A 13,164-nucleotide genomic window follows, 5' to 3' on the forward strand; every position below is an offset into this window, starting at 1 on the left:
GCGGGCGGCCATGATGGCAAGATATTTGATCAGATTCGGCCACAATTGCACAGCAATGAACTGTGTGGCGATAAAGCTTATCGACGGCCCAACGCCGAAGACATCAGACAAGCTCAGAATCTGACCGTCTTGACACCCGTTAAAAAAACAAAAAGGGCAACCCTATCTGGAGCCACAGGACCAATGGTTGTCTACAGTGGTTGCTCGCGTTCGGCAACCGATTGAAGCATTATTTGCCTGGATTGAAGAAAAGACAGGCTTTGAATGTGTGAGTCAAGTTCGTTCTTATAAAGCGCTTATGGCGCATGTATTCTGAAAGCTGGCTGCGGCTCTGTTTTCTGGAATTTTTTACGAGTTAGCTCTTAATTCACATTTAATTGCATTAATGATTAAATTTTGAAATAACTGACCCATTTGAGAAGTATCAGTCGCCACGATTGGCAGAGGATCCTACGTCACTTCAGCATGAATTTCCTCAATGGAGAACTGCAAATTTTGCAATACACGTGGTACTACTTCATTGACATCAATAGGCTCAAATTCCTTTCCTCTGGTACTAATTCGGGAAAAAGCAAGTAAATCATTAATCAATACCCGCATTCTGTTACATGCTGTTCAATTGTTTTTGGATTTTTGTTCTGTCGCTGATATCCCGATAGCAGATGCGACAAAAATTATGCATATGGAGGTCGTAGAGCTTACACATAAGCATAAATAGCTGACGATACTAAAAAGTAGTCAAGAGCTTTTACAGGTTTTTCATTATTTGGTAACACTTTGATCATACTCTGGTGCTTTATTTTTTAATCTTGATAATGAGAGATAAAAATGTATGCAATTGCATTATTGCCTGCCTCTTTGCTACCCCTTAATATTCATTTGTAATATGACAGGATTATAGGATTATATTTTGATCCGCTGCTGCTGCGTAGCTTTATATGAAGCATAGAAAATTGATCGAATATTAAGCTATACAGATTATCCCTAATATTGCTTTTTTGTAATTTTACTTTTTAAGGAGTTTTTCATAAGTGCTTTGATAAAGGCATAGCTTATCCCAATTTGAGAAAAAGGAGTCGAAATGGTTAGTTCAAAGTTTTTCTTGCCACGAAAAATCCAGCTCGCGGTGCTCTCCGCGATGGCAGCGGCATTTGCTAGCGTACCACCCGCAGTTGCCCATCATGACCCTGATGGCATTTGCGAATTCGACAAAGGGGTTGATTCGGTAAAATGTGGTGAACTTAGTAAGCTCATTCCGGTTCCAAAAGATGCCATTCATGCCGGCTTGGCATGGACTAAAGCATCGACACCGAAGATCTGCATGGGGATGCGTCCGTCGGAGTATGCGGGCTTTCACCTTACTTTCAAGGATGCTGATGGTCATGACCAGTTGTTCGAACCTTTCAGGCATTTTGTCTATGGTGGCGCCGGGTTCAGTGAAGGAGCGCATGGATTGGATGAAAGCAACACCAAGGGAAACACAGCGCGTGAGAATTTTGTATGCTGGGATATCACCCATGCGGACGCGTTCAAGCAAACTGATCATTTCCGCCTGATTGACGAGAATGCTAATGAACTAGTGACCAAAGCGGATTTTGCCCTGAATGATGCTGCCTTCTCCGATGCTGGGAATAGTAAAGGTTTGGATTACAACATGTTCTGCTCCGGTAACGTTGCGCTCGCAGACGGCAGATGGTTGTTTATCGGCGGCCACGACAAAGGCGGCAACAATGGTATTCGGAAGATGACTATCTTCGATCCCAGAGATGAATCCTGGGCGTCACGGGTTGTCCCGCCAGTCAAGGCGGCCTATCTCAACATCTTCGATCAGCTTACACCACAAAGCCTTCCACAAGATTTTCCCGATTTTCCAAATGCCAACAACGAAAGCAACACCGATCCTGCAGATCCATCCGACATGAAATACCAGCGCTGGTATCCGAGCGGGGCGCTGTTGCCCGACGAGACAGTACTCCTCGTCGCTGGCACAGATCGTAATACCAGTTTGCTCAGGGGAAATCCTCCTGGAGGTTGCACCGAAGAGACGCGAAATACACACGTCAACTGCTCCTTGATTACTCAGGTGGTACCTGAAATTTATGATCCTGAAACAGATAGCACTGTAGCGCTCGAGAATGCGAGAAAGCACCATAATACCTATCCGCGCGTTTATCCGGTGCAAACGGGTAATAATGCAAAAGATTGGAAGGTGGCGATCATCGGTGAGGTAAGCTCGAATTCGCTTGAAAAAGATGCAAACGGCAAGCCAATATTGGGGCGCCCGCTTCTGAGCGTCGCCAGGCAATACGATCCTTACACCTATACCGGCAAGACCTATCTGCTCGACGTGAAAGCGGCAAAGGCAGATTCCAGTCGTGATACCCCGGCTGAGAATTACTATCAGTTCGTGGATCAGGCAGTAAGTGCGCATAATTTTGGCGCAGGCGCCCAGTTGTGGGAAACTGATGATAAAGGCCATGGCGTCTCGCAGAAGGTCGTTCTTTTCGGCGGTAATTGTAGTGGCACAGATGCAGACCCAGCGCCAGCTTCATGTGACGGAGAATCTAGGGATTTAATTGAGATGATTGACTTCCAGGATTCATCGCCAAAATACAAGCAGAGCAATGCAAAGCTCTATTTGCCTGTCCAACAAAACAATACCACCGTGCTGCCTGACGGGAAGGTGCTTATTTCGGGTGGTGTAGTAGAAGGACGGGGACCGTGGGTTAATTCATTCCATCTGCAGCTGTATGATCCAGTAGCAGATGAAATCCACACACTTGTTGATCGGAAAATCGCTGGACATGATCATTCGACGGTTGCTTTGCTGCCCGATGGCACTGTTGCCTTACTCGGCGGCAACGCCACTGACTTACACGGAAATGTGGAACATCTTGATCTTGGTATACCTGTGGCGCAAATCTACAAACCGCCTTATTTGTTCAAAGGAGCGCGGCCTGAGATAAAAGACGCACCTGAGGAGATCTCCTATCATCGGCGATTCAACATTCAGCTGTCCGAAGGAACAGGAGCCATCCAATCAGTCGCCCTCATTGCATTTGGACCGGTTACTCATAACTGGGACTGGGGTAAGCGTTATGTGAAATTATGGTTTGAGCAACAGAAAGATAAGTTGGTAGTACAAGCGCCAGCTTTTCCTGGTCTCGCTGTCCCTATGCATTACATGTTGTTTGTTGTGGATGATAAAGGTGTTCCTAGCGTGGCTAAGTTAATACAGCTAAGAGGCACGCCAGCAAGTTAGTTGTAATTAACGAAGAGCGTTTGATCTTGTCTTTTCTTCTTGATAGCCATCGACGCTCTTCGAACCAGGAAAAGTAACAGGCTGTTGAAAAACATATTCGAGGCAGTTGATGATAGACAAAAAAAGGCAAAAAAGCGGAATTTATACCTAATAAATGAGCATTCTGAGCCTGTTTTTAATTCCGCGACGGCAGCGCGGCGTAGATTGGTTTTTCAACAGCCTGTTAAGGACGCTCAAAAAACCTAATAAAACCAATTTTATCATCTGGGAATCATTGTCCATCTTGACCTTTATTTTTTATGGATGAAGTTTTTAATCAACCACTTCTATTTCTGATACAAATGACATTGAACTGAGTCCGAAAAGATTTTTCATGGCGAATCGTTCACTATAATGTATTTTTACCCTTACCGCCATTTTTAGACATTTAACAGCAAAATCAAATAAATCAGGGTCATCCATAACAAAATGACGGAATTTGCTTCCACCATTTCCGATCTGGATGGTCATAAAATAATTTCTAAATAGATCTTTATTTTCAATTATGTTGACTATTCTACCAAATTCGACCCCAGAGGATATTTCAGGATCATTTGTATGAATGCTGCCGACAAAATGAGCTTGTTCTATTGCCTGGTTTTCATCTACTGAATAAATTGCCACTAATTCATTCGTTGCAGAACAAGAAAGTAATGCATTTTTCTTGGGTGTTTTGAATTCAAGTACAACATTACCGCCGATAAATTTTTCAATCGCTTTGTAACGATCTTTTTCAAAACAAAACTGCCACGGATTAGAAACTAAATTAGACGGCTGATTGCCAAAACTGATAAAAGTTATGCTGTCATAGCCAAGTAGTACCTCGCCAACATAGGCGTTGTTAAAAGTTCTTTCAAGAGTTACGCTACTCAATCGACCAGAAGCATAGCCTTTCGTATCAATAATTAGTAAGCTTGCAAAAATTGTTTCAGTGATCAGAATTGATAACAAAAGAAAAGTACTGATAGTGAGAAAACAACATTTTTTCATCAAAATTTTTTCGCAAAATATACGCAATTGCACAATTGATTTTTTACTAAGATTATTTGAAGGGTTCGAAACAATTATCAGAACAAATATAATTATAGTAGGCTATTTTAGCCTTGCTAGCCAACTGCATACGTATGAGAAGCGCGTATCATGATTAAATCGTACACTATTCTCAAGATATTTATCTGGGTTAAGCTTGCATCACTTTAACCATATGATCTCTAAATAAAAACAAGAGTGAAATGACTTCATGAATCAAGCGATGCTAACGGCCTTGTATCGGCAGTCCTCTCCAGTAAACCGGATTGTCCTGCTAGGTGCCAGTAATTTAACCTTATCTTTGCGCTTGGTTATTCAGCAAATTCAACATCATTGTGGTGGACCCAGTGAAGTGCTGGCTGCTGCGGGTCATGGTCGTTCTTATGGTCAGAGCAGTCAAGTGCTGATACGCGAATTACCGGGCATTATTGCCTGTGATTTATGGTCACAACTCGAGGCAAGTGACGCACGACCTACTTATGCCTTTTTGACAGATATCGGCAACGATGTCCTCTATGGATTCCTGCCACACCAAATTCTGCAGTGGGTTACTTGGTGTGTCGAGCAATTGCAGAAGCACTCAGCGCATATTGTCATGACCAATCTGCCGATTGTGTCGATTGAATCGCTGCCAGAATGGCGTTATCAACTTTTTCGGAATCTGTTTTACCCCTCTTGCCAGCTTTCCAGAAATGAAGCAGTGGAACGAGCAAGGGTAGTCCATCAGGGTTTGATTGAGCTGGCAGCACATAAGCAATTTATGCTGTGTGGACAGAAACCGGAATGGATGAGTATGGATGGCATTCATTATGTTTATTGGAAACGGCGTGTCTTATATCAGCATATTTGTGCGCATTTTAGTGCATCTCGTGATCAAGCAGATTTTGCTGGTACCAAAAAGCTATTTTCTCAAAACTGGCAACAGCGTCCACGATTTGCTTACCAGAAAGTGTTTGGCAAAGAGAGACACTGTCCGCAACCCAGTGGGTTATTAGCGGACAGAACGATGGTCTCTCTGTATTGAGTCAAGTACTTCCATTTCTAAATTTGTCGGCTTCACCTTGCCGTATTATTGATACTGGCTGTGGCTTGCCTTCGCGTCATTCTAGATGTGGGAATAGAATAAAGCTCATTCTCCACTAATGAGTGATATTTTATGCTGATTTGATGTACAACTTACCTTGTGTGCTATTGGTTAAATAGCACCAAAGTACAATCGAATCTTCTTGGGTTTGTGCGATGATAGCTAGATGCAACCTAGCTCCATCAATTCTTGTCAATATTTTTAGGCGCATATCGGATCATTTGAGCACATTCCAATAATGCAAAATAAATTAGTTATTTCTCCCATACTTATCCAAGTGCAATGGGGCCTAATGCTTCGAGTAAGCTGTTTGAGTGCCTGCGCACTTGATAAATATTATGTTCGTCTACTATTGTTGTTATTAGCTCTGCTACTGGGATTGCTTGCACCAGCGCAAGCCGATGAGTTGTTACTCGAACGGGGGCTGAGCGGTGTGGTGATCAACAGCCAAATAGCAGCAGCGACCGATGCTACTGCACAGCTATCGTGGTCACAGCTCTTGGCTGAACCGCAGCGCTTCATTCCTGCCAGTGGTCGCTGTGGCGCCGGCCTTGGTTCGGGTGCCCAGTGGCTGCGGTTAGATTTTCGTCGTGCTGAGACAGAACATAGCGCTCCCTGGTGGCTGGTAGTCGAGCCATTCAGCCTCTATGATTTGCGCTTATACCGACGCAATGCACTCGGAGAATTTGAGGAGATCACGTCTGGTGAACGGATGCCATTCACGGCTGGACGCGAGCGCGAGTGGCGCCAATACGCTTTTGTCCTGCCTGAGCATGGACCAGTTTATCTGCGTGCCTACGACCCGGGTTGTGCAAGCTTTCCGGTAACATTGTGGCACGAGGATGATCTTAAATTACATGAGCATCTGGGTGAGTTACTGTTAGGCGGCATCTATGGTGGATTGCTGGTCATGTGCCTCTATAACCTTTTTATGGCACTGAGTTTGCGCGATTCGGTTTACGGCTGGCATGCGATGACTACCTTGGCCTTAGGCGTTCTCCTGGTTTATTTGCACGGTCACGCGGCTCAATGGTGGTGGCGCGATGGGCCCCAATGGTTAGTCATGGGGCGCATTGTATTACCCAGTCTGTGGGGGTTGACCTTGGCTGGTTTCATTATGAGTTTCTTTCGTACACGCACCTATCTGCCTAACACCCACCGGTTGTTACAGATCATCATGCTGAGTTACTTACTGATCATCGCGATGCGTGTAGCTAGCTTGCATGCACTACCATTTGTGGTGTTGATTGCGCTATCGTTACCAGTTGCTGCTTTAGTGCTTTATATCACAATTCGGCGCTGGTATCAGGGCATGACATCAGCACGCTATTTCCTGGTTGCTTATATCTTGCTATTGGCGGGTATCATCCTTTTCCTATTAAGCCTCTGTGGCTTGTTAATGCCGAATCGATTAACCGAGCTGGCCATACCGATGACAGCGACTCTGGCAAGTTTGGTTTTTTCATTAGCTTTGACAGGGCGCATTAAGAGTCTCCGCAATGCAAGCAAGGCAGCCTTTATCGACGAGTTAACCGGTTTGCCTAACCGCCGTGCCCTCGAGCAACGCTTCAAGCTATATACTGAAAGTGAGGCTGATCATGGCTTCAGCTTGTTGAGTGTGGATCTGGATAAATTCAAGCCTGTCAACGATCAATGGGGCCATGCTGAAGGCGATCAGGTGCTGCGCGCCTTGACCCGGCGTATGCAGGCTTGTGTGCGGCATGAAGATCTGGTGGCGCGTGTCGGTGGCGACGAATTTGCGGTGCTGCTTTCACCTTCAGCCAGTACGGGTATCGTCACAGCTGTCATTAAACGATTGCTGGAAGCGACTCGCGAGCCAGTTCATGTCGGCACACGCAGCCATTGCTTATCAGCCAGCGTGGGGCTAGCTCACTATCCTACCCATGGTCGCAGCCTGGCGGAGCTGAGCCGCTATGCGGATTTAGCTATGTATGAAGCCAAGCGGGCTGGTGGAAATACCTGGCGTGAGGTAATGGAAGCACCCTGAATATCTTTTTTGAGCTACTAAAAGAGGGAGTCCTTTATCATGAGTCATGATACACCCTTTCCATCCTTGACCTCCGTTCGAGCTGCTATCAATCATGCTTATCTCTGCGAGGAGACTGAGCAGCTGAATCGTTTACTTCCCTTCATCAAGCTCAATGAGCGTGAACAGGCGCAAGTGCAGGCGCTAGCGCGGCACTTGGTGAACAAGGTACGCAGAAGAGAATGGGGAGAGGGTGGCATTGAGGCGTTACTGCATGAATATGACCTCAGCACCCAGGAAGGCATATTGCTGATGTCTCTGGCCGAGGCACTGCTGCGTATCCCTGATGCTGCGACCGCTGACCGACTGATTCAGGATAAGCTTTCTAGCGCTGAATGGGAGCGCCATCTTGGGCATAGCTCTTCATTCCTTGTCAATGCTTCCACCTGGGGTATGCTGTTAACAGGTAGAATCGTTAAGCTGGAGGAATCCTCTTCGCTATTCAGTCGTCTTATTGGCCGCAGCGGCGAACCGGTCATTCGGCTGGCGATTAAGCAGGCAATGCGCCTCATCAGCCATCAATTTGTTATGGGCAGCACCCTTGATGAAGCATTGAGGCACAGTCGGGAGGGTAGAAACCAACGTTACCGCTATTCCTTTGACATGCTCGGAGAGGCGGCACTCACTGCTGCCGATGCAGAGCGTTATTTCGCTGACTATCACCACGCCATTACGGCACTTGGCGAACAGATCAGTCCTGACAACTTGCTTAAGCATCCTGGTATCTCAGTGAAACTTTCTGCGCTCCATCCTCGTTATGAATATAACAAGCAGCAGCGAGTGCTGGACGAATTATCACCACGCCTACTGCAACTGGCGATTGCTACCAAAGCGGCCAACATAAGCATGACTATCGATGCGGAAGAAGCAGAACGGCTCGATCTTTCGCTTGATTTATTTGAAATGGTATATCGTCACGAATTGCTTATCGGTTGGCACGGTTTCGGCCTGGCGGTGCAGGCTTATCAGAAGCGGGCCATTCATGTGATCGATTGGCTGGCACAATTGGCTCGCGAGTGTAAACGCCAGATTCCTGTCCGTCTCGTGAAAGGAGCCTATTGGGATAATGAAATCAAGCAGGCACAAGAGCGCGGCCTCGACGGTTATCCGGTATTCACTCGCAAGGTAGCGACCGATATTTCCTATCTAGCCTGCGTTCGCCGTCTCCTCGACCATGGCGATCTCTTTTATCCTCAATTTGCTACTCATAATGCCCGCACGATTTCCACCATTATCGTTATGGCCGGGCAGCAATCTTTCGAGTTTCAGCGTTTGCATGGTATGGGTGAGGCACTCTATACCGCCGTGTTCGATGAATACCCACAGCTTATATGCCGCGTCTATGCCCCCGTTGGCAACTACCAGGATCTGTTACCCTACCTGGTGCGGCGGTTGCTGGAGAATGGCGCCAATAGTTCTTTTGTCAATCAGATTGCGAACGAACAGATGACAGTCGATGAGACCATAACTGATCCGCTAAGTGAACTGGAACGCCACAAACAACGGATTCCGCAGCCACGTCAGCTCTACGGTAAGGAACGGCTTAATTCCAGTGGCATTAATCTTGCTGATTCCGATGCGCAAATACATCTCGAGCAAGTATTGGAAACAGTATCTAAACAGCCGTGGCACGCCGCACCGATAGTGGATGGCCATATTCTCACAGGAAGGGTGCAAACTATTCTCAACCCCGCCGATCACACCGATGTTGTCGGTGAAGTGGCCCTTGCTGATAGCAACGCAGCTGACAAAGCACTCCGTATTGCATATCAAGCTGCGCCTGAATGGATTAGTACGAATGCGAGCGAACGTGCCGCCCTGTTGGAGCGAGCGGCTGATCTATTAGAAGAACAGCGCGCTGATTTGATGGCGCGCATTATTCGTGAAGGCGGGCGCACTATTCATGACGCGCTCGGTGAAGTGCGCGAAGCCATCGATTTCTGTCGCTACTATGCTGCTCAGGCGCGCCGCCATTTTGTAGATCCGGTTACATTGCCCGGTATCACGGGCGAAAATAATCAATTGCGCCTGACTGGGCGTGGTGTATTCATTTGCATCAGTCCATGGAATTTCCCTGTCTCCATTTTCACCGGCCAAATTACTGCCGCACTTGCTGCGGGCAACAGTGTTATAGCCAAACCCGCGGCTCTTACGCCTTTATGCGGCGCGTACATAGTGCGCCTGTTGCACGAAGCCGGCATCCCTAAAAAGGTGCTCCATTTCATTACCGGTAGTGGCAGTGAAATCGGCATGAAGCTGGTAAGTGATGCTCGCATTGCCGGTATCGCTTTTACCGGTTCTAATACCACTGCACGCCAGATCAATCAGATCCTAGCCCAAGGTGAGCGCATACTTCCTTTTATTGCCGAAACGGGAGGGCAGAACTGTATGATCGTCGATAGTTCAGCATTGCCGGAGCAGGTGGTGAAAGATGTGATTGCTTCTGCCTTCAACAGTGCTGGCCAGCGCTGCTCAGCTCTGCGCGTACTTTTTCTGCAACAGGAAGTCGCAGAACAGATCATGGAAATGCTCAGTGGTGCGATGGATGAATTGCTTATCGGCAACCCCATCCACCTCAGCACCGATATTGGACCCATTATCAGCCTTTCAGCCTGCGACGAACTGCAACGACACTGTGAACAGATGGACCGAGAGGCGCGCTTGGTCAAGGCCATACAAATATCGCGAGGGAGCGAGCAGGGCAGTTACTTCGCCCCGCGTATTTATGAGATCGAAAAACTCAGCCAGCTCCAGCACGAAGTGTTCGGCCCTATTCTTCATATTATTCGCTATCAGGCCAATCACTTAAGTGAAGTGATTGACACCATCAACCATAGTAACTACGGCCTCACACTCGGTATCCACAGCCGTATCAATTCTACCATCGAGTACATTACTCGACACGCTCGCTGTGGCAACATCTACGTCAACCGCAACATGATCGGCGCCGTGGTTGGTTCACAACCCTTCGGTGGTGAAGGGCTCTCCGGCACCGGCCCCAAAGCAGGTGGCCCACATTATTTGCAACGCTTTGCTACTGAGCGCGTGGTCACCATTAATACGGCAGCGGTGGGAGGTAATGTGGCGTTGTTATCGCGAGGTGGTATTGATGAAAAATAGAATGTTTGCTTCAGATGATAATCATTTTTTACAAAATGATTGAGCAGATAAGTGAACCTGATGGCTGCAAACGCAGAAATGCCCTAGTTTCATTGAAGAATAGTGCTAAAAATATGAAGATTTCAAAATGACTTGTTAAACGAAAAACACATACCAACAATTAACGGAAAATTAAAAATAGATAACCAAAAAATCAAAATTCGATGTAATGAATAATATAGTAGATCCCATATAAAATGATTTAAATTTCATAAGCGGAAAAGAGCTGCTCGATGGAACAACCTTCCCTTTTTCTGATGGCTTTGGCCTGAGCCCATTTGGGTTCAATGTCATTTAAGTCTGGGGAATAAGGCGGCAGGTATTCAAGTGTATGCCCGGCATGGGCAATGGCGGTTTGGATATCCTGCCGTTTATGAAAGGTTGCGTTGTCCATGACAATCACGCAAGCGGGCAGAAGTTTAGGCAACAGGTCCTGCGTCACCCACGCATAGAAAATGTCGGCGGTGATATGGGCTATGAACAGGCCTACGGTCAGCAGCGCCTTTCCGATGAGAGCGCCGATCACATGGGCTCGGCCTCGTGCATGCCAATCTTTTACGCCATGGGCGCGTTCACCCACTGGCGCATAGCCATGCGTACGTGGCATGTCGTGCGCAAAGCCGTTTTCATCAAGGTATAGCATATCCCATATAAAATGATCTAAATACAGTCTCTTCCAATATGAAATGAGTCTGAAGGGGGTGCGTATTTCCAGCGAGAAATGAGTCTGAGCAATTAGATTCTGAATTGGTCATTATGCGAGGCATGGTGATCGACATGGATGAAGCAAAGCTACAAACGGTGGCACAGGTTAAGGCATTTCTGGAAGGAACGCATGATATTGCGCTCAAGGTTCCCAAGGTAGAACACTATGGGTTTATCGAGAGGGTATTGAAGCGATTTGGCTATACACGACTGTCTCAGTGCGACAAAGGCGTAGTGTTACGCTATCTTATTCCAATTTTTAATATAAACAGCAATTAAATATACTGTAACTATCTGTAAACAAATAAATAATATTTTTATATAAATTATTTGCTTTTCTATTAGGATTTGGAATTAAACGCATGACAGGCCTGTCACGGCAACAGGTAACGCGATTAATTGAGCAGTATAGTAAATCTGGTCGAGTAATCAAAAAGAACTGTCCCCCCAAGATTGGGTTCTGCCGCCGCTTTAATCTAACTGATACGATTCTTCTGGCTGAGATGGATATGTTGCACGGTACTTTATCAGGCCCTTCTACTAAGAAACTGATGGAGCGTGCCTTCCTCATTTTCAATGACGCGCGTTTCGAACGGCTGGCGAATATCTCAGTTTCTCATCTTTATAATTTACGTGCTGGCCGAGCGTATCAGGATAAACGGCGGCATTGGACGAAGACCCGTCTCACCAGTGTACCCATTGGACAGCGCCGTGCTCCCCAACCTGATGGCGTGCCTGGCTATATTCGTATAGACAGCGTCCATCAAGGGGATCAGGATGGCATGAAAGGGGTTGATCATATCAACGCAGTCGACTGCGTGACCCAATTTCAACTTGTCGCCACTTGCGAGAGGATTAGTGAAGCGTATCTGCTGCCGGTTATCCAGCAGCTACTTGATCAGTTCCCGTTCACCATTCTGGGTTTTCACGCTGATAATGGCTCGGAATACATCAACTACAAAGTTGCGAGGTTTACTCGCAAAGCTGCGCATCGGATTCACCAAATCACGACCACGACATTCCCATGATCATGCTTTGGTGGAATCCAAAAACGGTGCCGTTGTGCGTAAACATCTGGGCTATACCCATATTCCGCAACGATTTGCTAAAAAAGTCAACGCATTCTGCACTGATTTTCTTAACCCCTATGTCAATTTCCACCGTCCCTGCTTCTTTCCTGAAACCGTCACTGACGCAAAGGATAAAGAGCGGAGAAAGTATCGTTACGAACACATGATGACACCTTTTGATAAGCTGAAAACATTGCCAGAGCAACCCTCTATCTCAAACCAGGGATAACACTTGAACAGCTGGATGCTGTCACATCAAGGATGAGCGATAATGAGACTGCCGCAGCACTCAATAAGGCGCGACAGGCGTTATTCCAATCCATTGCCGAGGCTCTCAAGCAATCTGCTTAATGATGCAATGGTAAAATACAAATGAAACATTTTTTTAACCAGACCAAAACAGAATCAAGTTCGAATACTCAAATTCAACAACCTTCTTTCAGACTCATTTCTGTATTGGAAAATACTAATACATAGGCGGCAAAGAGCTGCTTGATGGAACAACCTTTCCTTTTTCTGATGGCTTTAGCCTGGGCCCATTTTGGCTCAATATCATTAAAGTCTGGGGAATAAGACGGTAGGTAGTTAAATTACCTCCGGCAAAGCCGGAGGCTTATTACTGTTAGCCCCTCAAAGGGGCAAGAATTGGAGCCACCTAAAGGTGGCATCACATACCAAGCTTGAGCTGATCATAGTGCTCATCCTCTTTCTCTTGGTGCTGGATATATTCTCTGACCATCTCTTCATCTAATCCTACCGTGGATACAAA

General features: G+C 46.5%; 11 protein-coding genes and 1 pseudogene. 8 read left to right on the top strand and 4 right to left on the bottom strand.

What is annotated here, in order from left to right; genetic code table 11:
- On the top strand, positions 1 to 225 hold a 225-nt coding region (locus BM122_RS18275; RefSeq protein WP_218152157.1), incomplete at its 5' end, for a hypothetical protein.
- Positions 226 to 450: 225 nt separating this feature from the next.
- Here the strand turns inward: BM122_RS18275 and BM122_RS23580 are convergent.
- Positions 451 to 600, bottom strand: a complete 150-nt coding sequence (locus BM122_RS23580; RefSeq protein ID WP_177198207.1) for a hypothetical protein — start codon at positions 598 to 600, stop codon at positions 451 to 453.
- Between the two features lie 481 nt (positions 601 to 1,081).
- Between BM122_RS23580 and BM122_RS18280 the strand changes: the two genes are divergently transcribed.
- The gene (locus BM122_RS18280; RefSeq protein WP_074906973.1) at positions 1,082 to 3,262 is read left to right on the top strand and encodes a galactose oxidase early set domain-containing protein; all 2,181 of its coding nucleotides are present in this window, start codon (positions 1,082 to 1,084) and stop codon (positions 3,260 to 3,262) included.
- A gap of 312 nt (positions 3,263 to 3,574) precedes the next feature.
- On the opposite strand, the gene BM122_RS18285 is transcribed toward BM122_RS18280, so the two are convergent.
- Entirely contained in the window at positions 3,575 to 4,252 is a 678-nt protein-coding gene (locus tag BM122_RS18285; protein WP_256212192.1) for a hypothetical protein, read from the bottom strand.
- A gap of 289 nt (positions 4,253 to 4,541) precedes the next feature.
- Here BM122_RS18285 and BM122_RS18290 point away from each other — a divergent pair, with 289 nt between their 5' ends.
- From BM122_RS18290 to putA, 3 genes are all read left to right on the top strand, one after another.
- Entirely contained in the window at positions 4,542 to 5,354 is an 813-nt protein-coding gene (locus BM122_RS18290; RefSeq protein WP_256212193.1) for a hypothetical protein, read from the top strand.
- A 352-nt stretch (positions 5,355 to 5,706) separates the two neighbouring features.
- Positions 5,707 to 7,422 carry a diguanylate cyclase gene (locus BM122_RS18295; protein ID WP_177198208.1) on the top strand — a complete coding sequence of 572 codons (1,716 nt, stop codon included), beginning with the start codon at positions 5,707 to 5,709 and terminating at the stop codon, positions 7,420 to 7,422.
- 39 nt (positions 7,423 to 7,461) lie between these two features.
- Positions 7,462 to 10,581 (top strand): bifunctional proline dehydrogenase/L-glutamate gamma-semialdehyde dehydrogenase PutA, encoded by a 3,120-nt coding sequence (gene putA / locus BM122_RS18300; protein ID WP_074906976.1) that lies wholly within the window; start codon positions 7,462 to 7,464, stop codon positions 10,579 to 10,581.
- A gap of 241 nt (positions 10,582 to 10,822) precedes the next feature.
- On the opposite strand, the gene BM122_RS18305 is transcribed toward putA, so the two are convergent.
- Positions 10,823 to 11,263, bottom strand: a complete 441-nt coding sequence (locus tag BM122_RS18305) for a transposase (protein ID WP_074906977.1) — start codon at positions 11,261 to 11,263, stop codon at positions 10,823 to 10,825.
- 134 nt (positions 11,264 to 11,397) lie between these two features.
- Between BM122_RS18305 and BM122_RS18310 the strand changes: the two genes are divergently transcribed.
- The 3 genes from BM122_RS18310 (at position 11,398) to BM122_RS24440 (ending at position 12,624) form a co-directional block, all read left to right on the top strand.
- On the top strand, positions 11,398 to 11,604 hold the full coding sequence (locus BM122_RS18310) for a hypothetical protein (RefSeq protein WP_143083525.1): 207 nt from the start codon (positions 11,398 to 11,400) through the stop codon (positions 11,602 to 11,604).
- An 83-nt stretch (positions 11,605 to 11,687) separates the two neighbouring features.
- Positions 11,688 to 12,353 carry a hypothetical protein gene (locus BM122_RS24435; RefSeq protein ID WP_074906979.1) on the top strand — a complete coding sequence of 222 codons (666 nt, stop codon included), beginning with the start codon at positions 11,688 to 11,690 and terminating at the stop codon, positions 12,351 to 12,353.
- 10 nt (positions 12,354 to 12,363) lie between these two features.
- Positions 12,364 to 12,624: a hypothetical protein gene (locus tag BM122_RS24440; protein ID WP_074906980.1), complete on the top strand. Its 261-nt coding sequence runs from the start codon at positions 12,364 to 12,366 to the stop codon at positions 12,622 to 12,624.
- Between the two features lie 438 nt (positions 12,625 to 13,062).
- Here the strand turns inward: BM122_RS24440 and BM122_RS25475 are convergent.
- Positions 13,063 to 13,164: pseudogene (locus BM122_RS25475) on the bottom strand (IS200/IS605 family transposase); the annotation flags it as partial.

Origin of the sequence: Nitrosomonas communis (assembly GCF_900114745.1) — a bacterium.
Classification (GTDB): Bacteria; Pseudomonadota; Gammaproteobacteria; order Burkholderiales; family Nitrosomonadaceae; genus Nitrosomonas; species Nitrosomonas communis_A.